The following is a 21,284-nucleotide window of genomic DNA, read 5'->3' on the forward strand; positions in this document are numbered from 1 at the left end:
GAGCCGGATCTCATGACAGCGCAGCGTTTTCTCAACACAACACGGTGCTGTCACCGGGCAGCGACTGTCCAAGATTACAGGACTGCCACCCCCCGCACCAAACCGGGTCGCCACCACTTCGAACGCGGTCCGCCGCGGCGCCCCGCCCGCCGTGCGGGCGGGGCCTGTGCTGCGAGTTCTCCGGTCCGGCGACCGGATCAGTTCGGCGATTCCGGCGCGCCCGCGGCGCGCCCGGCTGCCCGCCGACGGGTCCGCTGCCGCGGGGTCACCTCGGCCGGAGCCAGCTCGTCGAGCGAGAACTTCGGCGCGCTGTCCTGATCGGCGTCGGTCAGCACGAAGACCGCGCCCCGGCTGTCGGTCGACGGAGCCGACGCGGTGCGCGCCACCCGGCGACGGCCACGACGGGCACCCGTTTCCAGAGCCTGCTCGGCGGGCTTCGCATCGGCCGGCGCGGGAGTAACCGCGGGCTCGGCCGGCGCCGGGTGTGCACCGGCCCGGCCGGTCACCGCGGGTCGCTCGGGCTCCGCGACCGGCTCGGCAGCAGATTCGACCGCCACCGGCTCGGTGCCGCCTCGTTCGGCGACCACCTGTTCGGCGACCACCGCCTCGGCCGCTTCAACTTCGGCGGACCCGGCTCCGGCGGACTCGGCTTCGGCGACCTCGGCCGCCGCGGCCCGCCCGCGTCCCCGGCGCGAATCCCGTGAATCCTTGGCCTGCGGCCGCGATTCGGTCTTCGCCTCGACCGGCGCACCGGCCTCGGCCACCTCGTCGTCGGCGTGATGCGCGGCCATCGCGAGCGCGACCGGATGGGCGCGCTTGGCGGCCGCATCCTCCTCGGGATGCGCATCCGCGGTGTCCGGCGCGGCGGTGCTCGCCGGCTTGGTGTCCTTGTCGCGGTCCTTGTCCTTACGGCGGCGACGGCCTTCGCGGCGTCCGGGCCCCTCCTCGGCGGCTGCGGTCTCGACCGGATAGTTGTGCACGATGATGCCGCGGCCGTGGCAGTGCTCACAGGTGGTGGAAAATGCCTCGACCAGTCCGGTGCCCAGCTTCTTGCGGGTCATCTGGACCAGGCCGAGCGAGGTGACCTCCGACACCTGATGGCGGGTGCGGTCGCGCCCCAGCGCCTCGGTCAGGCGACGCAGCACCAGATCCCGGTTGGATTCCAGCACCATATCGATGAAGTCGACGACGATCATGCCGCCGATATCGCGCAACCGCATCTGGCGCACGATCTCCTCGGCGGCCTCCAGATTGTTGCGGGTGACCGTCTCTTCCAGGTTGCTGCCACCGGATCCGGTGAATTTGCCGGTGTTGACGTCGATCACGGTCATCGCCTCGGTGCGGTCGATGACCAGCGTGCCGCCGGAAGGCAGCCACACCTTGCGATCGAGAGCCTTCGCCAGCTGCTCATCGATGCGCAGGCTGCCGAAGACATCCACGCCGGCGGGGGCGGTGGGGTGGGAACCCGCACCGTTCTCGTAGCGCTCGACCCGGGCCAGCATGTCCGGAGCGACGGTGCGGACGTAGTTCTCGACCGTCGTCCACGCCCGGTCGCCCTCGATAACCAGCTTGGAGAAGTCCTCGTTGAACAGGTCCCGGACGACCTTCACCAGCAGGTCCGGCTCTTCGTACAGGGTCTTCGGCGCGCCCGACCCGTTCTCGGCCTGCTTCTCGATGGTCTTCCAGGTCGCCTGCAGCCGCTCGACGTCGCGAGCCAGCTCGGTCTCGCTCACGCCCTCGGACGCGGTGCGGATGATCACTCCGGCGTCCTGCGGGACGATGTCGCGCAGGATCTCCTTGAGCCGCTTGCGCTCGGTGTCGGGCAGTTTGCGGCTGATACCGGTCGAGGTCCCGCCCGGGACATAGACCAGGAAGCGACCGGCCAGGCTGATCTGCGTGGTCAGCCGGGCGCCCTTGTGCCCGACCGGATCCTTGCTGACCTGCACCAGAACGGTGTCGCCGGGTTTGAGGGCCTGCTCGATCTTGCGTTCCTTGCCGCCGAGCCCGGCGGCCTCCCAGTTCACCTCACCGGCGTAGAGCACGCCGTTGCGGCCGCGGCCGATGTCGACGAACGCAGCCTCCATGCTGGGCAGCACGTTCTGCACCTTGCCCAGGTAGACGTTGCCGACCATGGACGCGGTGCCGGTGTTGGTGACGAAGTGCTCGACCAGGATGTTGTCCTCGAGCACCGCTACCTGGGTGGTCGCACCGACATGCGAATGCTCGCCGGCCGGGAACGACTTCTCGCGGACCACCATGACCCGGTCGACCGCCTCGCGGCGGGCCAGGAATTCCGATTCGGTGAGGATCGGTGGGCGACGGCGACCGGCCTCGCGACCGTCGCGACGGCGCTGCCGCTTGGCCTCCAGCCGGGTCGACCCGCTGATGCCCTGCACCTCGTCGACCGTGCGGCGCTTGTTACGCGGTTCCCGCTCGTGCACGACGGTGTTCGGCGGATCGTCGTCGGCGGGCTCGGATTCGTTGTCCTCACCGGCCTTGCGGCGGCGACGGCGACGGCGACGACGGGTGGAACCCTCCGGCGTCGAACCCGAGTCGTCGTCACCCTCCTCGCCGGTCTGCTCGGCGGCGGTCTCCTCGGCGGATTCGTCGGAGTCGGCGTGCGCCTCGGTGTCCTCGTCGTCGGATTCGTCGTCCGACTCGTGATCGGCGTGCTGTTCGCCCCGGCCCCGGCCGCGACCGCGCCGGCCCCGGCGGCGGCGGCGCGAACGACCACCGTCCTCCTGCTCGTCGCGCGACTGCTCGTCGTCCCAGTCGCCGGATTCGGTGTCGGTCTCTGCTGCCGCGACGGTCTCGGGCTCCGCGGGGACTTTCTCCGGCGCGGGTTCGGCGGCCTTTTCGGTAGCTTTCTCGGCGGCCTTCTCCGCAGCCTTTTCAGCGGCCTTTTCGGCGGCTTCGGCCTCGCGCTCGGCACGCCGGCGGCGGCGCATCTCCTCAGCGGCCGCGGCATCCGGCGGCAGGAACAGCGGCGCGGCCGCGATACTCGCCGGCTCGAAGACGACCGGCTCCTCGCGCTGCGGGGCGGGCTGCTGGAACGGGCTGGTGAACAGCGACGTGTGCGGCGCCGATCCGGGCTCGGCGGATGCCGCGGGCGACTCCGTCGCTACCGGCGATCCTGCCGGGTTCGCGGTGCCGGCGGTCTCGACGACGTCCGCGGCCTGCGCGGTGTCGGCGACCTCGGTTTCGGCGACCCAGGTGGCTGCGCCGGACTCGCTCGGCTCGGGCTCGCCGGCCGCATCCGGCGCGGTGAGGGTCTGCGCGGTATCGGCCGCGGCGGTGGATGTGGTCGCCGGAGACGCGCTCTCGGCGGGTGCCGGAGCAGGCGTCTCGGCCTGTCCGGTCGTCGGCTCGGCCACCGGTTGCTCGGTGCCGGCCGGTGGGGGAACGAGCGCGTCGCGCACGGATTCGGCGACGGTTCGGTCCAGGCTGGATTGGGCGCTGCGAGCTTCGGCACCCAGTTCGGTCAGATGGGCAAGGATGCGTTTGCTGGTGGTACCCAGAAGTTTCGCCAGCGCGTGCACCCGGATACGTTCGGGCAACTGCGCTGCCTCCCCTACCCCGGCCACCTCGGTAGAGGTGGAATCACCATTGCTCTGCGACGTTCCTTGCGGCTCTTGATCGGCCACGAAATCTCCTCGGGCCCCCGGGCGCGTCCCACTCGTACGAGAGTGACGCGGCCGACGCGGGGGCGCTGTCCGTTCGCCTCACGCCTGTGGCGCAAGGTCTGATGGTCTCGCCCCGCGTGCCCGGTTATCACCTGTCGTACGTCGTTCGGGCTAACTGGTCACGCGGCGCCTGGCTGTTGGCTTTCACACCTGAGCTCGAGCGCTCATCCAGCGTGCCGCCGAACAGCCGAGTCTTGGAGCCGTCCGGGGCAGCGATGATCGGCGTCGAGCCGCGGTGCCATTCGGTTGCGTTCGCCACCTGCCCCGATAGGCGGGCGTCGATCACATCCGCTTCCAGTATCCCACACAGCGACCCACTGGTACGTCATCGGAGCGTGCCCGCACCGTTTCCGCAGTCCGACCGGCGGAACTTTCCTACACCTGAGTAGGTTCGGCAAGTCCCGGAGGCCGAAGAGCAGAGCTTCAGAACCAGAGCGCGATCTCGCGCTTCGCGGATTCGGGGGAATCGGAGCCGTGCACGAGGTTGAACTGGGTTTCCAGGGCGTAGTCGCCGCGGATACTGCCGGGGACGGCCTTCTCGACGGGGTCGGTGCCGCCGGCGAGCTGGCGGAAGGCGGCGATGGCGCGCGGACCCTCGAGGATGGCCGCGACGACCGGGCCGGAGGTGATGAATTCGATCAGCGAGCCGTAGAACGGCTTGTCGGCGTGTTCGGCGTAGTGGGCGGCGGCACGTTCCTCGGAAACCTGCTCGAGCTTGAGGGCCGCGATCTTCAGGCCTTTGCGTTCGATGCGGGTGATGATCTCACCAACCAGGCCTCGGGCCACGCCGTCCGGCTTGATGAGTACCAACGTCTGCTCAGTCACGGCGACACTCTAACCGGCGCTGCCACCGGATTCCGAACCGAGCCGTCAGGATGAGCCCTGCATCCGCTGGCTGGGCAGCAGACCCTGGTCCATGCGGCGTTTGACATCGGAGCGCAGCACCAGAATGAACGCCCACACCGCCGCGAACACGACGCCGATGATGCCGATCGACAGATGAATGAACCCGCCGGCCAGCACCAGCACCTGCAGGCCGAGATTGAACGGCACGGCCCAGGAGCGGCGCTGCATTCCGGAGCCGACGAACATCAGGACGGCCAGGCCGACCAGATAGGTCACCGACCACCAGCTGAGGCCGCCCCCGACGGCCCCGACCACCGGCAGCGCCAGCAGCACGGTGATGGCCTCGAGTACCAGCGCGCCGGCCATCACACCGCGAAAACCCTTCCACGGGTCGGTCGCGGGCGCGGGTACACCCGGCTTCGGTGCGCCGGCCTCGCCGCGCACATCGTCCTCGCTACCCACGTCTGCCTCCTCCGCGCCGGCTTGCCGATGCCCTCGTCACCAGCTTCCCACCGCCTCCGGCCCGCTGCTTCACGCGGGGTCCTTCCCGAACAGCGAGCGCGCCGCACCCGCGGTGACCACCGAGCCGGTGACCACGATGCCCGCGCCGGATACCGGTTCGCCGGCGTCTCCCGCTTCCTCGGCGATGGCGATGGCGGTTTCGACCGCATCGGCGAGGCTGTTCGCGGTGACGACTCGCTCGTCGCCGAAGCGCTGGACGGCCAGGTCGGCGAGTTCGTCGACGCCCAGCGCCCGCGGTGAGCCGTTGGTGGTGACGACGATCTCGTCCAGCACCGGCTCCAGCGCGGCGAGGATGCCGGCCGCGTCCTTGTCGGCGAGCACCGCGACCACACCCACCAGCTTGCGGAAGTCGAATTCGTCGGTGAGCGTCGCGGCCAGCGCCCGCGCACCGGCGGGGTTGTGCGCGGCGTCGATGAAGATGGTGGGCGCGCTGCGCATCCGTTCCATCCGGCCGGGGCTGGCCGCCGCGGCGAATCCGGCCCGCACCGCGTCGATGTCGAGCTGCTTCTGCGAGCCGGCGCCGAAGAACGCCTCCACCGCGGCCAGCGCCAGCGCCGCGTTGTGCGCCTGGTGTTCGCCGTGCAGCGGCAGGAAGATCTCGTCGTAGACCCCGCCGAGCCCCTGGATCTCCAGTACCTGACCGCCGATCGCGATGCGTCGGGTCAGCACCCGGAACTCGGAACCGGCGCGGGCGACCGCGGCGTCGGCCTCCACCGCGCGACGCAGCAGCACCTCCATCGCCTCGGGGTCCTGTTCGGCGATGATGGCGACGGTGTCGCGCGGAATCAGCAGATCCTGCCGCGATTTCTTGATGATCCCGGCCTTCTCGCCGGCGATCGACGCCAGATCCGGCCCCAGATAGTCGGTGTGATCCAGGCCGATCGGCGTGATCACCGCGACCTGCCCGTCGATGACGTTGGTCGCGTCCCAGGTGCCGCCCATCCCGGTCTCGACGACCGCGACATCGACCGGCGCCTCGGCGAACGCGGCGTACGCCATCGCGACCAGGACCTCGAATTTGCTCATCCGGGGTCCCGGTCCGTCACCGAGGGTGCCGTCGGTCGAGCGCGCGTCGATCATCTCGACGTAAGGCAGCAGTTCCCGATAGATCTCGACGTAGCGAGCCGGGGTGATCGGCGCGTTGTCGACGGCGATGCGTTCGGTCGCCAGTTGCAGATGTGGGCTGGTGAACCGGCCGGTGCGCCGGTGCAGGGCGGTGAGCAGTGCGTCGACCATGCGGGTGACCGAGGTCTTGCCGTTGGTACCGGCGATGTGGATGGCGGGATAGCTCTGCTGCGGGGAACCGAGCAGATCCATCAGGGTCGCGATCCGGGTCAGCGACGGCTCGATCTTGGTTTCGCCCCAGCGCTGGTCGAGTTCGGCCTCGACCAGCGCCATTTCGGCGAGGTCGACCGGCGAGGGACCGGTGCGCAGCCGGTCCGCACCGCCGGCGAGCGGTTCGTGGTCGAAACCTTCGCCGCCGCTCACTTGTTCGCCACCGACTCCGCGATCTGCGCCAGCCGCGCCCCGATCCGGGTCACCTCGGATTCGGCGACCTCGCGGCGGGTGCGGATCTTGGCGACCACCTCGTCGGGCGCCTTGGCCAGGAATGCCTCGTTGCCGAGTTTGGCGGTGGTGGCGGCGAGGTCCTTCTGCGCGGCCGCGAGGTCCTTCTCCAGCCGGCGGCGTTCGGCGTCGAGGTCGACCGTGCCGGAGGTGTCCAGTTCCACGGTGACGGTGGCGCCGGACAGGCGCACCTCGACCGCGGCGGTCGCGGAGAAATCGGCGTCCGGTTCGGTGAGCCGCGCCAGGCTGGCGATTTCGGCGTGCAGCCCGGTGAGGTCGGCGGTATCGATGCCGATCAGCTTCGCGGCGACCTTCTGCTTGTCGGTCAGACCCTGATCGCTGCGGAACCGGCGGATCTCGGTGACGAGCTTCTGCAGATCCGCGATGCGCTGTGCCGCAACGGTATCGGTGGCAACACCCGAGGGCTGCGGCCATGCGGCGATCACCAGGGAGTCGTCCGCACCGGCCTCGGTGAGGGCCTGCCACAGCGTTTCGGTGACGAACGGGATGGCCGGGTGCAGCAGGCGCAGCACCGAATCCAGCACGTTGCCGAGGACGATGCGCGTGCTCGCGGCCCGCTCCTCCGATTCGGCGAACTGCACCTTCGCCAATTCGAGGTACCAGTCGCACAGTTCGTCCCAGGCGAAGTGGTACAGCGCCTCACAGGCCTTGCCGAATTCGTAGCGGTCGAAGGCCCCGTCCACCTCGGCGCGCACCTCGTCGAGCCGGTCGAGGATCCAGCGGTCGGTGTCGGTGAGGCCGGCGCGTTCGGGCAGGTCGCCCGGCGCGGCACCGTTCATGAGCGCGAACTTGCTGGCGTTGAACAGCTTCGTGATGAAGTTGCGCGACGCCTGCACGTGCGGCGGCCCGACCGACAGGTCGCTACCCGGCTGCGCGCCCCGCGCGAGGGTGAAACGTGTTGCGTCGGCACCGTATTCGTCGATCCACAGCAGCGGGTCGACGCCGATTCCCTTGGACTTGGAGTATTTGCGGCCGAATTCGTCGCGGATGAGGCCGTGCAGGAAGACGTCGTCGAACGGAACCTGCTGCCGCCCGGAGTCCTTCCCGGCGGCAATGACCGGATCGTCGGAGACGAACATGCCGAACATCATCATCCGGGCCACCCAGAAGAACAGGATGTCGTAGCCGGTGACCAGCACGCTGGTGGGATAGAACTTCGACAGTTCGGGGGTGGCGTCCGGCCAGCCCATGGTGGAGAAGGGCCACAGACCGGAGGAGAACCAGGTGTCGAGGACGTCCGGGTCCTGCACCCAGCCCTCGGGCGCCTGCTCGTCGGGGCCGACGCACGCGATCTCGCCCTCGGGGCCGTACCAGATCGGGATGCGGTGGCCCCACCACAGCTGGCGCGAGATGCACCAGTCGTGCATGTTGTCGACCCACTCGAACCAGCGCGGTTCCTGGCTGGCCGGGTAGATCGTCACCGCACCGTTGCGCACGGCGTCACCGGCGGCCTTGGCCAGCGATTCGACCTTCACCCACCACTGCATCGACAGCCGCGGTTCGATCGGCTCGCCGGAGCGTTCGGAGTGCCCGACGCTGTGCACGTACGGCCGCTTCTCGGCGACGATGCGCCCCTCGTCGGCCAGCCGCTCGCGGATCTTGACGCGCGCCTCGAACCGGTCCATGCCGTCGAATTCGGTTCCGGTGTCGGCGATCTTGCCGGTCTTGTCCATGATGGTCGGCATCGGCAGGTTGTGCCGCAGGCCGATCTCGAAGTCGTTGGGGTCGTGCGCGGGGGTGATCTTCACTGCGCCGGAACCGAATTCGGGGTCGACGTAGTCGTCGCCGACGATCGGGATCTGGCGGCCGGTGATCGGGTGATGGACGGTGGTGCCGATCAGCGACTTGTATCGCTCGTCCTCCGGATGCACCGCGACCGCGGTGTCACCGAGCATGGTTTCGACCCGGGTAGTGGCCACGATCACGTGCGGTTCGTCGTCGTTCAGCGAGCCGTAGCGCAGTGAGACGAGCTCACCCTCGACGTCCTCGTATTTCACCTCGACGTCGGAGATGGCGGTCTCGAGCGAGGGCGACCAGTTGACCAGGCGCTCGGCGCGGTAGATCAGCCCGGCGTCGTAGAGGCGTTTGAAGATGGTCTGCACCGCGCGGGACAGGCCCTCGTCCATGGTGAAGCGGTCGCGGCTCCAGTCGACACCGTCGCCGAGGCGGCGCATCTGGCCCTGGATGGCGCCGCCGGATTCGCGCTTCCAATCCCAGACCTTGTCGACGAACAGTTCGCGGCCGAAGTCTTCCTTGGTCTTGCCGTCGACGGCGAGTTGCTTCTCGACCACGGTCTGGGTGGCGATACCGGCGTGGTCCATACCGGGCAGCCACAGCACTTCGTAGCCCTGCATCCGCTTGCGGCGGGTGAGCAGGTCCATCAGGGTGTGGTCGAAGGCGTGGCCCATGTGCAGGTTGCCGGTGACGTTCGGCGGCGGCAGCACGATCGAGTAGGGCGGCTTGTCGCTGGCCGGGTCGGCGGTGAAGTAACCGGCCGCTACCCAGCGCTCGTACAGGTCGGCCTCTACATCGCTGGGGTTCCAGCTCTTGGGGAGGGCGTCGGCACGATTTCGCGAGTTATCAGGGGCTGCGCTGGTCACCGTGCGATTCTACGGAGTTGAGCAGGAGGACTCGACACGGCCCTGCACACGGCACCGTCACACCCCTGAGACCCGCCACCCGGGCGCCGGACGTGTGGGCCGGGGCGCGCCGCGGCAGAGGCGGGCCGGCCGGAGAAAGACGTAGGGCGGGGGTTTCGGCGGATGAGGGACACCGAAAACCCCGCCCACGTCTTCGAGACTACCGCCCGGATCGGCGCAATACACCAATCCATATGCAATTCTCAGCTTTTGCCCGAATCCGTTGTGCAGGTGCGGGTTTGCCACTCAGCATGCTCGCAGATTCGCCACCGGGATGCGGAGGCCGCGCCCCGCCTGGGGCGGCGGGGTCACGGCACGAGGATCGCCAGCGCTGCGGGTTCGGTGCGGAAGGTCGCCGGGAGCAGTCCCGCCGGGTCGCCGTCGGCGGTCGCCGGTACCGCGGCGGTGAGGGTGATGGTGCGGGCCCGGTAGTGCCCGACCGCGGGATGGTCGACGCGCTTGCCGGCGGCCAGGGCCGGGAGCAGGCGGACCATCTCCAGCCGCGACATCGCGCCGACCACGGTCAGGTCGAGCAGGCCGTCGTCGACGATCGCGTCGGGGCAGATGAGCATGCCGCCGCCGTAGGTCCGGGTGTTGCCGACCGCCACCATCACGGCCTCGGTCTCGACGACGCGATCACCGGCTTCGCCCGGCTCGCCGGACAATTCGATGCGGTAGGGCACCCCGAGCTGACCGAGCAGTTCCGGGATCGCGGCGAAGGAGTATCGCAGCGAGCCCTTCGGCCGGCGCATACGGTTGGCGCGCAAGGTCACTCGCGCGTCGAAGCCGGTGCCGGCGACGGTGGCGAATCGCATGGGCCGATGCCTGACGGCGGGTTCGATTCCGGCCGCCCAGCCCTGGGCGTGCTCGGGATCGGGCGTGGAGTCGATCGCGCCGAGGTCGATGGTGCGCGTGGAACCGCCGAGCACGATATCGGCCGCTGCCCGCGGATCGTCGTCGGGCACTCCCAGCTCCCGGGCCAGGTCGTTACCGGTCCCGCCGGGCAGCAGCCCCAGCGGCACCCCGGTCGAGGCGAGGGCCTGCAACGTGACGCAGACCAGTCCGTCACCGCCCGCGCAGACGACCGCGTCGGGACGCTCCGGCCCGCGCACCGAATCCCGGACCAGGCGAACGGTTTCGGCCGCGTCGGCACCGCGGATCTCGCGCACCCGCACGCCGCGCTCGGCGAAGCGGGCGGCGGCCGCGGCGGCGGCCGCGAGTCCCCGGCCGTGGCCGGAGTGCGGGTTGGTCACCAGTGCGACCGATCGGATGGCGGTCACGGAATCAGCTTGCCCGGGTTGAGGATTCCCGCCGGGTCGACGGCATCCTTGACCGCTCGCAGGATGCGCGCGCCCAGGTCGCCGATCTCGGCGGTCATCCACGGCCGGTGGTCGGCGCCGACGGCATGGTGATGGGTGATGGTCCCTCCGTGTCCGGCGATGGCGTCCCCGACGGCGCGTTTGGCCTGCGCCCACTGCGCCAGCGGATCGTCGGCCTGCTTGGCGACGACGGTGAAGTACAGCGAGGCGCCGGTCGGATAGGTATGCGAGATATGGCACAACACCAGTGCGGGAGTGCCCTGCGCAGTGAGAGATTCGGTGAGCGCGGTGGTGACGGCCCCCTTGAGCCGCTCGACATTCGACCAGCTGGTCGCCGTCTCGAGAGTCTCGCACAGTACGCCGATATCCAGGAGCGCATCCCGCAGATACGGCGCGGCGAAACGGCCGTGCTCCCATTCCCGCGCCGGTTGTTCACCGAGTGCGGTGCCGCCCGCCGCGGCGAGCAGGGCCGAGGCCTCGGCGCTGCGCGCGGCCACATGGGCTTCGGTGCCCTCGAACGTGGTGACGGCCAGGCAGCCGCTGACCGGTGCGCCGCCGATATCGCCGGATCGGGCCAGGTTGAGGCCGGTCTCGGCTTCGTCGGACAACCGCAGCACCGTCGGCGCCGCGCCGTGCTGCACGACGGTACGCAGCGCGGCGGCGCCGGTGGCGAAGTCGGGGAAAGACCATGCCTGGTACGCGGTGGTCTCCGGAATGGGATGCACCCGCAGCGTCACCTCGGTGATGACGCCGAGCGTGCCCTCGGATCCGGCGAACAGCTCGCGCAGATCCGGTCCGGCGGCCGAGGCGGGGGCGCGGCCGAGATCGACTGTGCCCGTGGGGGTCGCGACCTTCAGGCGCATGATCATGTCGTCGAAGCGGCCGTAGCCGGCCGAGGCCTGACCCGAGGATCGGGTGGCCGCGAAGCCGCCGATGCTGGCGTATTCGAAACTCTGCGGGAAATGCCCCAGCGAAAGTCCATGGGCGGCAAGCAGTTTCTCCGCGCGCGGCCCGGTCAGTCCGGCGCCCAGGGTGGCGGTGCCGCTCACCGGGTCGACGTCGGACAGTCCGTCGAGCCGCCGCAGGTCCAGGGCAATCACGGTGTCGAAGCGGCCGCGCGCGGGATCCACTCCGCCCACCACGCTGGTGCCGCCACCGAAGGGCACGACCGCGATCGACTGTTCGGCGCAGTAGGTGAGCACGGCCAGGACCTGATCGTGATCGGCCGGGAAGACGACGGCGTCGGGCGCGTCCTGCGGCGCTTCGGCGCGGCGGCGCAGCAGGTCGGGCGTACTCTTGCCGCCCGCGTGCAGCAGCCGGTCGCGGTGGTCGGCCGACACCTGATCCGCGCCGACCACCGCCGACAGCCCCGCTCGATGCGCGGCCGTCAAGCCGGATTCCCGCAGTGGCACGTCGCCCTCATCACGACGGGCCACCGGTTCCCCGGACACTCCGAATACCTGCGCCACCAGGGTCCGGATCCGGTCCGAGAGCGGCGCGTGCGCCGAGGCGATGCCCCAGGCGTCCCACACCATACTCGGACGATCGGACGACTCGCCCGGTGTCGAGTTTTCCGATTCTGCTGCGGATGTGTCCTGTCGCGTATCGACCATGCGTTACAGTCTGACATAGACTGTCAAGCAGTAACGAACATGAATCGCAGTAACGAACACGGACCGATGGTGAGTAGTTGATGGATCCGAACGAATCCCCCGGCCCCGACGGCGAACTGTCGGCTATCGACCTGGCGATCCTGGCGGCGGGACGCGCCTGTGTCGAGGAGTTCGGCGTACGCCGGACCACGCTGAGCGAAGTCGCCCGGCGCGCCGGCGTCAGTCGCCCCACGGTGTACCGGCGCTGGCCCGATACCCGGTCGCTGATCGCCGAGTTGCTGGTCCGGGAGCTGAGCGAGATCGTGGCGACGAGTATCCCCACCGAGAGCCCGGCGCGTGCGCGCCTGGTGGAGGGCATCGTCTCGGGTGCGGCCGAGATCCGGTCGAACCCGTTGTTCGCCAAGATCTTCCGCATCGACACCGATCTGATGCTGACCTACGTCTTCGGCCGGCTCGGCCGCAATCAGCGGCAGTTGATCCAGGTGTTCTCCAGCGCCGTCCGCGAGGGACAGCGCGACGGTTCCATCCGCGCCGGCGATCCCGATCACCTGGCCACCATGCTGCTGCTGATCGGTCAGTCCACCGTGCAGTCGGCCGGCACGGTCAGCCATCTGCTCGACGAGGCCGGACTCGATGTCGAGCTCGCTCGGGTCGTCGACCGGTACCTGCGCCCCGATACCGACTAGTCCCGAAAACAGAGAGCGAGACAGCGCATGCTCGACGAGAGCACACCGACCGCAGGCCACTGGCTCGGCGATACCGCGGGAGATTCCGCACTCAACGCGGCCCGCCGTAGCCGCGAACTACACGCCCTCGGCGATGTGGACCGCATCGACGTCCTGGTCATCGGCGGGGGCGTGACCGGTGCGGGCGTGGCATTGGACGCTGCGGCGCGCGGATTGCGGACCGTCCTGGTGGAGGCGCACGATCTGGCGTTCGGAACCAGCCGGTGGAGTTCGAAACTCGTCCACGGCGGTTTGCGGTATCTGGCCTCCGGCGGGGTCGGTATCGCCCACGAGAGCGCGGTCGAACGCGACATCCTGCTCACCACCACCGCACCGCATCTGACTCGCTCGATTCCCCAGCTCGTCCCGGCGTTCTCCGGCGGTTCCCGGCCGCAGCGACTACTGGTCCGCGCGGGCTTCCTCGCCGGCGACGCACTGCGGCGCAGCGCCGGAACCTCACCGGCGGTGTTACCGCGATCGCGCCGGGTCGCCGCGGCCGAAGCGCTGCGGCTCGCGCCGACACTGCGCCGGGCCGGACTGCGCGGCGGGATGACGGCCTGGGACGGTCAGCTCGTCGACGACGCCCGGCTGGTGGTGACGATCGCGCGCACCGCCGCGGCACACGGCGCGACCGTGCTCACCCGCGCCCGCGCCGAGCAGGTGAGCGGCGAGTCCGCGGTGCTGCACGATGTGCTGACCGGTGAAACCCTGTCCGTACGAGCGCGTTCGGTGATCAACGCGTCCGGCGTGTGGGCCGACCGGGTCGATCCGAGTATCGAACTGCGGCCCAGCCGCGGCACCCACCTGGTCTTCGACGCCGCCGCCTTCGGCGGTCTCACCGCCTCGCTGACCGTGCCGATTCCGGGCAGCACCAGCCGCTTCGTCTTCGCCTTCCCGGCCGCGCACGGCCGCGTGTACCTGGGCCTGACCGACGAGGACGCACCCGGCCCGGTCCCGGACGAACCGAAGCCCACCGACGCCGAGATCGACTTCCTGCTCGACACCGTGAACACCGTGCTGCGGGAACCGTTGCGGCGCAGCGATATCCGCGGGTCCTTCGCCGGTCTGCGACCACTGTTGCGCACCGCCGACGACTCCACCGCCGACATCTCCCGCGAACACGCGGTCCTGCACTCCCCCGGCGGCCCGATCACCGTCGTCGGCGGCAAGCTGACCACCTACCGGCAGATGGCCGAGGACGCGGTCGACGCCGCCGTGGCCGCCGCCGGTCTGTCCGCGAGCCCCTGCCGGACCAAGCGAATTCCGTTGGTGGGAGCGGTATCCGGGCACGCGCGCGACCGGATCGCGGCGCCGCCGGTGCTGGTCGAGCGTTACGGAGATCAGGCCACCCAGGTACTCGCCGCGGCGCAGCGCGATCCTCGCCTCGCCGAACCGGTCGCACCCGGCATCGACGTGCTGCGTGCCGAATTCGCCTATGCCGCAAGCCATGAAGGCGCCCTCGACGAAGACGACCTGCTGGACCGCCGCACCCGGATCGGCCTGGTCGACAGCGACCGCACCGCCGCCCTGCCGGCCGCGCGGGAAGTCCTCGCAGCCAGTCGCGCCTGAACGCAGATGCGCGGCCACCGCCCCACAGGGCGCCGCGCCGCTCACCGCAGGTTCGGTTCGCGACGTCGGCGCGGCAGGGTCACGACCCCGGAACGACTCCTAGCCCCAGAGCTCGGCGACCCGCGCCGCCGCCGACTTGCCCTGCACCCGACCGGCATGCGCCGAGGGCACGCGGGAGGCGGTGTCGAGCGGATTCGCCCCGAAGGCGGCGATCGCGGCCTCGTCGGGGGCGATGGTTTCCACTCGCGCACCCCCTTCGATCAGGCCCGCGACCTCACCGTCCAGCGCCGGATCGGGCAGCGGCGCGATGATCAGCACCCGCTCGAATCCGGCCGCCAGATCGGCATTGACACTGGTCCGCACGCCGCCGTCGGTATAGCGCACGCCGTCGACGGTGTGCGGCGGCCAGACCAGCGGCACCGCCGAACTGGCGGTCACCGCGTCGACCAGCGCCACTCCGGAGTCGCGATCGAAGACGCGCGGTTCACCGGTGCCGGCGTCGACGGCGGTGATCAGCAGCCGCTGCCCCGGCCATTCGTGCACCGGCAACCGCGATTCGATGACCGCACGCCGGGCGGATTCCGGCACCGTCTCGGTCGCGAGGGCGAGGTTGCCGAGTCGCCGCCGCGCCACTGCCATATCGCCGCCGCTCTCGGTGATGATCCGGTTGATCGTCTCCCACACGCCCTCGAGCGGGTTGCCCTCCGGCACGATCTCGGCACTCTGCACCGCGGGGTCGATCTGACGGCGGAACAGCTCCTCCGTGGTCAGCCCGCTGGTCAGCTGTGCCGCCACATTGGCGCCCGCCGACGTGCCGAGGTACAGATCGGCGGCGGTGAGATCGATGCCCGCATCGGCCAATCCGGCGATCACGCCGTTCGCCCAGGCGATTCCCGCCACCCCACCGCCGCCGATCACCAGCGCCCGTTCGTCCGACATCATCGCTCCCACATCTCGCTCCGCGTTCCCGACCGCTCGGGACAACCTCGACGGTAGCGATGACCATTCCCGCGGAGCGATTACCGGCCGGGTAATGACATGTCAGGACGCGTTGCCGCCGACGCTGAACGCGACACCGCTCGGATCGCGCAGCGCGGCCAAGCGCCCGTACGGCGTGTTCTCGGGCGCGGATTCGACCGAACCCCCCAGGCTCACCACCTGCTTCACCGTCGCATCGACGTCCTCGGCGCCGATGTAGACGCGCCACCCGCCGGGAGATCCCGCGGGCAGATACGCCGCCGAGTCCATCACGCCACCGAGCATCGGCGTCGCGGAATGAATTGTCGTATAACGGAACTCGGGTGAATCTCCGACGGTGAAGGGATCGCGCCAGCCGAACACCTCGCGGTAGAACTTCAGCGCGTCGGCATAGGCCGGCGTGTGCAGTTCGAACCATGACGGGTATCCGACGTGCCCGGTCCAGTTTCCGCCGCCGGCGACGCCGAAGGAACCGAAACCGTGGTGGACGCCGGGCTGCCAGGCACCGACTCCCGCACCGGACGGATCGGCGAGGACGGCCATACTGCCCAGCTCGCCGACGGCCATCGGCTCCACCACGACCCGGCCGCCGTGGTCGGCGGCGGAGGCGGCGGTGGCGTGGACGTCGACACTGGTCAGGTACACGGTCCACTGATCGGGTGCGCCGTCCGAGCCGTCGTTGCGCATCCCGCCGGCGACGGCATTGCCATCCTTGCGGAAGGTGATGTACCCGCCGTACTGCTCATCGCTGTCGGCGGTCCAGCCGAACAACTCGCCGTAGAAGTCGACGGCTCGAGCGGTGTCGGCGGTGAACAGTTCGATCCAGCACGGATCTCCGGGTTCGAAGGTGTAGGACATGCTCGCTCCTCTCAATGGGATTGCGTTCTCTCACCGGTACGACGGCGCCGAACGGACAAACTCATCGGCCCCTGTCCAACCCTGGCACGACGCGGCGACCATCGGCCCGATCTGCGGGTAGCGTTTGTGAACTAACTCTTCTACGCTGCCTCTATGACCGACTGGCATCCGACGGCATGCATCCTGTGCGAGTGCAACTGCGGCATCCAGGTACTGCTGGGCGCCGACGGCCGCAGCTTCGACAAGATTCGCGGCGACAAGCTGCACCCCTCCTCGGCGGGCTACACCTGCAACAAGGCCCTGCAGCTGGATCGATACCAGAACGGACGCACCGGTCGCCTGACCGCGCCGCTGCGCCGCAACCCCGACGGCTCGTTCGCCGAAATCGATTGGGATACCGCCATTTCGGAGATCTCCGCGCGCATGCGCGAGATCGGCGCCGAATACGGCGGCGAATCGATCTTCTACTACGGTGGCGGCGGCCAGGGCAATCATCTCGGCGGTGCCTACGCTCCGGCCACCATGGCCGCCTACGGCATGCGTTATCGATCCAGCGCGCTGGCCCAGGAGAAGACCGGCGATTTCTGGGTCGGCGCGCGGATGACCGGCCATCCGGTCCGCTCGGACGTCGAACATGCCGAGGTGGCATTGTTCATCGGCAAGAACCCGTATCAATCCCACGGCTTCCCGCGCGCCCGCTCGGTATTGAAGGAGATCGCGCGCGATCCGCGGCGGTCGATCATCGTGCTCGACCCGGTCCGCACCGAAACCGCCGAACTGGCGGACTTCCATCTGCAACTGCGGCCCGGGACCGATGTCTATCTGCTGGCCGCGATGGCGGCGATCCTGATCCGCGACGACCTGGTCGACCACGACTGGCTGGCCGCGCACACCGAAGGTTTCGACGAGGTGGCGGCGGTGCTGCGCACGGTGCCGATCGAGGAGTACTGCGCCCTGGCCGATGTCGGGATCGACCTGGTCACCGCGGCGACCCACCGCCTGGCCGCGGCGGATTCGGTGGCCGCGCTCGAGGACCTCGGCGTGCAGATGAACCGCCACTCGACCCTGGTCAGCTACGTCGAGAAACTGCTCTGGCTGCTCACCGGAAATCTCGGCAAGTCCGGGACGCAGTACGCCTTCTCCGGAATGGCGGCGATCGGCCACGATCGTGGCCATCCCGCCGACTCCGGTCCGCGCAGTCCGGTCGTGGGCGCGCGCGTCATCAGCGGGCTGGTGCCGTGCAATGTGATCACCGAGGAGATCCTGACCGACCACCCCGCCCGCTATCGCGCGATGATCATCGAGAGCGCCAATCCTGTTCATTCACTGGCGGATTCGGCCCGGATGCGCGCCGCGCTGGCGGCGCTGGAGCTGGTGGTCGTCATCGACGTGGCGATGACCGAAACCGCCCGCGCGGCCGATTACGTGCTGCCCGCACCGACCCAGTTCGAGAAGTACGAGGCGACCTTCTTCAACTTCGAATTCCCCCGCAACGTCTTCCATCTGCGGCATCCGGTGCTCCCGGCGCCGGCGGGCGTACTCGCCGAACCCGAGATCCATGCCCGGCTGGTCGAGGCGGCCGGCGCACTGACCGAGGACGATTACCGGCCGCTGCGCGCGGCGCTCGAGCAGGGCCGCGAGGCCTTCGCCATGGCATTTCTCGCCGTCCTCGCCGATCCGGCGAAGGCGAAGCTTGCCCCGATCCTGCTCTACCGCACCCTCGGCCCGACGCTGCCCGACGGCGCCGCTGCCGCCGCCGTGCTGTGGGCCGCCGCGTACACCTGCGCCCGGAAGAACCCGTCCGGCGTCGAGCGAGCCGGCTACGGCACCGGTCTCACCGCCGGGGAGCGGCTGTTCGAGGCGATCCTGACCGGCGAGCACGGCGTCGTCATCACCGACGACGAGGTCGGCGAGACCTGGAACCGGGTGCGCGGCGGCATCGTCCGCCTCGCCGTCCCGGAACTGCTGTCGGCGCTGGCCACACTCCCCGCACCGGACGAAGACCGCGACTGGCCGTTCGTCCTCGCCGCCGGGGAACGGCGCGCCTTCACCGCCAACACGATCATGCGCGATCCGGCCTGGCGCAAACGCGATCCCGGCGGCGCGCTGCGCATCAGCACCACCGATGCTCTTCGGCTGGGCCTGTCTTCCGGCGATCGGGTGCGGCTCACCACCCGCAACGGCAGTGCGCAGGTGACCGTCGAGCCGACCGATCGCATGCGCAGCGGGCATCTGTCGCTACCCAACGGCCTGGGCCTGTCCGTCGTCGAGGCGGACGAGGTCCTCACCAGCGGGGCGGCGCCCAACGAGCTGACCGCCTTCGACGAACGCGACGAGTGGGTCGGCACCCCGTGGCACAAATACGTCCCCGCCCGGATCGACACGGTGGGTACATGAAGCGCACCACCTTCGCCACCTGGCCCTGTTCGGTCGCCCGCACGGTCGATCTGATCGGCGACTGGTGGACGCCGCTGGTGCTGCGCGAAGCGTTCTACGGCACCACGCGTTTCGACGATTTCGAACGCACTCTGGGTCTGAGCCGCAACGTCCTCACCCAGCGCCTCACCCGGCTGGTGGAGGAGCAGATGCTGGAGAAGGTCCCCTACCAGGATCGCCCGGTGCGCTACGAGTACCGGCTGACCGACAAGGGACGCGATTTCTTCCCGGTGCTCACGGCCATGATGCGCTGGGGTGACCGCTGGCTCGCCCCGGATGCCGGACCGCCGGTGGTCGTCCACCACGACACCTGCGGTCACGACACCCACGCCGAGGTGGTCTGCGCACACTGCGGAGAACCTCTGCGGCACGCCGACGTCTCGGCGCGGCTGGGCCCGGGCTTCCCACCGCAGCACCGCGACAGCGCTGTGCGCAGTGGACGATTCGCCTCCTGAGACGCAGCGCCGCCGCGGCGCTAGTCCGCGTTCTCCAGTTTCGGGACCAGGCGTTCCAACAGCTCCCGCAATACCTCTTCGTCCTCCGGCGCCAATTCGGCCAGCGCCTTGTACGCGCGCACCTGTGAACCGCGGATCTGTGCGGCCAGCTCACGGCCGGAGTCTGTGGACACGAGATATTTGACGCGCCGGTCGGCGGGATTCACCGTGCGCCGGACCAGACCTCGCGACTCCATGCGGTCGGCGACACCGGTCAGATTCGACGGATCGCACGCCATCCGGTCGGCCAGCACTCGCATGGGCAGTTCGGCGGGCGGTTCGTTGAGCGCCAGCAGCAGTTTGGCCTGGGTCAGCGTGAGCCCGTGCCCCTCGGCCGCGGTCAGGAAATCCTGCAGGTAGGCCGAGACGAATCGCGCGATCAGCAATGCCAGCGGGCTCTGCGCTGTGTCCGGTGACATAGCTCTGATGCTACCCAAACGATTGACAACGGCTATCGTCGACTCCTTAAATACTTGAGGTCTTCAAACATATAGGTCTTCAATTTTCTGGAGGTGGCTGTGGAGCGCAGAGGTTCGCTGCTGACCGGCGTATTGGCCCTCGCGGCGATGATCGTCACGGTCATGCAGACCCAGGCCGTGCCGATTCTGGGCCTGATCGCGACGAAGCTGCAGGTCTCGACCACATCCGTGGCCTGGGTGACCACTGCGACGCTGCTGTCGGCCGCGGTCTTCACACCGCTGCTGGGCCGCATCGGCGACCTCTACGGCAAGAAGCCGACCCTGCTGGGCGTTCTCGCGGTGGCCACGGCCGGTTCCGTCGTCTCGGCGCTGGCGAATTCGCTGGGCGTGCTGCTGGTCGGCCGGGTGCTGCAAGGTGTCGCGACCGCGATCTTCCCGCTCGCGCTGGCCGTGCTGCGGGAAGAGATTCCGGCGCGCCGGCTGCATCACGCGATGGCGATCGTTAGCGGCACGCTCGGCTTCGGCGGCGGCCTCGGCCTGGTGTCGACCGGTCTGCTGACCAAGGGGGCCGACCCGGACTATCACATCGTGTTCTGGTTCACCGCCCTGCTGTCGGTGGTGGCGCTGGCCGCGGCCGCGGTGGCGGTGCCGGCCACGGGTAAGCGGCATCCGGGCAGCGTCGATCTGCCCGGCGCGCTCACGCTCGGCGGCTTCCTCGTCCTGCTGCTACTGCCGATTTCCCAAGGGCACGAATGGGGTTGGACCTCCGCGACCACGATCGTCTGCTTCGCCGGCGCGGTCGCGATGGCGGTGGCCTGGGTGGTGACCGAGCGGCGGGTGCGCACTCCGCTGGTCGATCTGCGGATGTTCACCCACCGGCCGGTGCTGTTCACCAATCTGTCCGGCATGTTCATCGGATTCGCGATGTTCATGCAGTTCATGGGCGTGTCGTATCTGGCGCAGATGCCCTCCCGGGTAGCCGGTTACGGATTCGGCGCCTCGATTCTGCGCGCCTCGGTCGAGTACCTGCTGCCCGCGACGCTGTCGTCGATGCTGGCCGCGCCCGCGGGCGGAATTCTGGTCGGCCGGCTGGGCGGGCGTCGCGTACTGGCCCTGTCGGGAGCGATCGGCGCGGCCGGATTCGGCTGGCTGGCACTGGCACACGATGCGACCGGCTCGGTGATCGCGGCGAGCGTGGTGATCGGCGTCGCGATCAGCTTCGCCTACGCGGCGATGCCGGCGCTGATCGCCGCGAGCGTCCCTCCTCACCAGAGCGGAATCGCCAACGGCATCAATTCGATCTCCCGCACCGTCGGCAGCTCACTGGCCAGCGCCATCATCACCACTTTGCTGACCGCGAAACTGCTGCCTCATCTGCCGCTGCCGCAGGAGAGTCAGTTCACCGTCGCGTTCTGGGTCGGCGCCACAGCGTGTGCGGCGACCGTGCTGGCGGCGCTGCTCGGCTTGCGACCGGAGAGCCACGACGCCGGAACCGTCGGCGTCGAACTCGACGCGTCCGAAACGGGCGGTGGCACAGCGTCATTCGATCGGGCCGAGCTTCCGAGCAGGGTCGGCTGAGGTCGCCGGGCGGCATGG

The 21,284-nt window shown here is 69.5% G+C and carries 16 protein-coding genes; 5 read left to right on the top strand and 11 right to left on the bottom strand.

Annotated elements, in window-relative coordinates; translation table 11 throughout:
• Positions 1-197: 197 nt before the first annotated feature.
• From IRT45_RS04245 to IRT45_RS04280, 8 genes are all read right to left on the bottom strand, one after another.
• The gene (locus IRT45_RS04245; protein ID WP_194804558.1) at positions 198-3,644 is read right to left on the bottom strand and encodes a translation initiation factor IF-2 N-terminal domain-containing protein; all 3,447 of its coding nucleotides are present in this window, start codon (positions 3,642-3,644) and stop codon (positions 198-200) included.
• A gap of 127 nt (positions 3,645-3,771) precedes the next feature.
• Positions 3,772-3,969, bottom strand: a complete 198-nt coding sequence (locus IRT45_RS04250; protein WP_143859875.1) for a hypothetical protein — start codon at positions 3,967-3,969, stop codon at positions 3,772-3,774.
• Positions 3,970-4,106: 137 nt separating this feature from the next.
• Positions 4,107-4,508, bottom strand: coding sequence for a nucleoside-diphosphate kinase (gene ndk, locus IRT45_RS04255; RefSeq protein ID WP_039777040.1), 402 nt, complete (start codon positions 4,506-4,508; stop codon positions 4,107-4,109).
• 45 nt (positions 4,509-4,553) lie between these two features.
• Positions 4,554-4,895, bottom strand: coding sequence for a DUF4233 domain-containing protein (locus tag IRT45_RS04260; protein ID WP_082857361.1), 342 nt, complete (start codon positions 4,893-4,895; stop codon positions 4,554-4,556).
• 165 nt (positions 4,896-5,060) lie between these two features.
• Positions 5,061-6,449 carry a folylpolyglutamate synthase/dihydrofolate synthase family protein gene (locus IRT45_RS04265; protein ID WP_194804700.1) on the bottom strand — a complete coding sequence of 463 codons (1,389 nt, stop codon included), beginning with the start codon at positions 6,447-6,449 and terminating at the stop codon, positions 5,061-5,063.
• A gap of 86 nt (positions 6,450-6,535) precedes the next feature.
• Positions 6,536-9,238 (bottom strand): valine--tRNA ligase, encoded by a 2,703-nt coding sequence (locus IRT45_RS04270; RefSeq protein ID WP_194804559.1) that lies wholly within the window; start codon positions 9,236-9,238, stop codon positions 6,536-6,538.
• Between the two features lie 347 nt (positions 9,239-9,585).
• The gene (locus IRT45_RS04275) at positions 9,586-10,557 is read right to left on the bottom strand and encodes a diacylglycerol kinase family protein (protein WP_194804560.1); all 972 of its coding nucleotides are present in this window, start codon (positions 10,555-10,557) and stop codon (positions 9,586-9,588) included.
• Positions 10,554-12,131: an FAD-binding oxidoreductase gene (locus tag IRT45_RS04280; protein ID WP_194804561.1), complete on the bottom strand. Its 1,578-nt coding sequence runs from the start codon at positions 12,129-12,131 to the stop codon at positions 10,554-10,556. Before IRT45_RS04280 ends, IRT45_RS04275 begins: the two co-directional genes overlap by 4 nt.
• Positions 12,132-12,289: 158 nt before the next feature.
• On the opposite strand from IRT45_RS04280, the gene IRT45_RS04285 reads away from it, so the two are divergent.
• A complete protein-coding gene (locus IRT45_RS04285) occupies positions 12,290-12,895 on the top strand; it encodes a TetR/AcrR family transcriptional regulator (protein ID WP_194804562.1) in 606 nt (201 codons plus the stop codon).
• Positions 12,896-12,922: 27 nt separating this feature from the next.
• Positions 12,923-14,503: a glycerol-3-phosphate dehydrogenase/oxidase gene (locus IRT45_RS04290; RefSeq protein ID WP_194804563.1), complete on the top strand. Its 1,581-nt coding sequence runs from the start codon at positions 12,923-12,925 to the stop codon at positions 14,501-14,503.
• Positions 14,504-14,602: 99 nt separating this feature from the next.
• Here the strand turns inward: IRT45_RS04290 and IRT45_RS04295 are convergent, their stop codons facing one another.
• A complete protein-coding gene (locus IRT45_RS04295) occupies positions 14,603-15,445 on the bottom strand; it encodes a patatin-like phospholipase family protein (protein ID WP_228533530.1) in 843 nt (280 codons plus the stop codon).
• 99 nt (positions 15,446-15,544) lie between these two features.
• Positions 15,545-16,339, bottom strand: coding sequence for a VOC family protein (locus IRT45_RS04300; RefSeq protein WP_194804564.1), 795 nt, complete (start codon positions 16,337-16,339; stop codon positions 15,545-15,547).
• A gap of 153 nt (positions 16,340-16,492) precedes the next feature.
• On the opposite strand from IRT45_RS04300, the gene IRT45_RS04305 reads away from it, so the two are divergent.
• Entirely contained in the window at positions 16,493-18,736 is a 2,244-nt protein-coding gene (locus IRT45_RS04305) for a molybdopterin-dependent oxidoreductase (RefSeq protein ID WP_194804565.1), read from the top strand.
• Positions 18,733-19,230, top strand: a complete 498-nt coding sequence (locus IRT45_RS04310; protein WP_194804566.1) for a helix-turn-helix domain-containing protein — start codon at positions 18,733-18,735, stop codon at positions 19,228-19,230. Before IRT45_RS04305 ends, IRT45_RS04310 begins: the two co-directional genes overlap by 4 nt.
• Positions 19,231-19,250: 20 nt before the next feature.
• Here the strand turns inward: IRT45_RS04310 and IRT45_RS04315 are convergent, their stop codons facing one another.
• Positions 19,251-19,688, bottom strand: coding sequence for a MarR family winged helix-turn-helix transcriptional regulator (locus IRT45_RS04315; protein ID WP_194804567.1), 438 nt, complete (start codon positions 19,686-19,688; stop codon positions 19,251-19,253).
• Positions 19,689-19,787: 99 nt separating this feature from the next.
• On the opposite strand from IRT45_RS04315, the gene IRT45_RS04320 reads away from it, so the two are divergent.
• Positions 19,788-21,266, top strand: a complete 1,479-nt coding sequence (locus IRT45_RS04320) for an MFS transporter (protein WP_309240791.1) — start codon at positions 19,788-19,790, stop codon at positions 21,264-21,266.
• The last annotated feature ends 18 nt before the right edge of the window (positions 21,267-21,284 follow it).

This window comes from Nocardia sp. BSTN01 (assembly GCF_015354405.1).
In the GTDB taxonomy this organism is placed as follows: Bacteria; Actinomycetota; Actinomycetes; order Mycobacteriales; family Mycobacteriaceae; genus Nocardia.

Bases quoted from the DNA above. Each gene is read 5' to 3' on its own strand.
- IRT45_RS04260 (WP_082857361.1), bottom strand. From the start codon at position 4,895: ATGGCCGGCGCGCTGGTACTCGAGGCCATCACCGTGCTGCTGGCGCTG.
- IRT45_RS04265 (WP_194804700.1), bottom strand. From the start codon at position 6,449: ATGGCGCTGGTCGAGGCCGAACTCGACCAGCGCTGGGGCGAAACCAAG.
- IRT45_RS04280 (WP_194804561.1), bottom strand. From the start codon at position 12,131: ATGGTGTGGGACGCCTGGGGCATCGCCTCGGCGCACGCGCCGCTCTCG.
- IRT45_RS04285 (WP_194804562.1), top strand. From the start codon at position 12,290: ATGGATCCGAACGAATCCCCCGGCCCCGACGGCGAACTGTCGGCTATC.
- IRT45_RS04290 (WP_194804563.1), top strand. From the start codon at position 12,923: ATGCTCGACGAGAGCACACCGACCGCAGGCCACTGGCTCGGCGATACC.
- IRT45_RS04295 (WP_228533530.1), bottom strand. From the start codon at position 15,445: ATGATGTCGGACGAACGGGCGCTGGTGATCGGCGGCGGTGGGGTGGCG.
- IRT45_RS04300 (WP_194804564.1), bottom strand. From the start codon at position 16,339: ATGTCCTACACCTTCGAACCCGGAGATCCGTGCTGGATCGAACTGTTC.
- IRT45_RS04305 (WP_194804565.1), top strand. From the start codon at position 16,493: ATGACCGACTGGCATCCGACGGCATGCATCCTGTGCGAGTGCAACTGC.
- IRT45_RS04310 (WP_194804566.1), top strand. From the start codon at position 18,733: ATGAAGCGCACCACCTTCGCCACCTGGCCCTGTTCGGTCGCCCGCACG.
- IRT45_RS04315 (WP_194804567.1), bottom strand. From the start codon at position 19,688: ATGTCACCGGACACAGCGCAGAGCCCGCTGGCATTGCTGATCGCGCGA.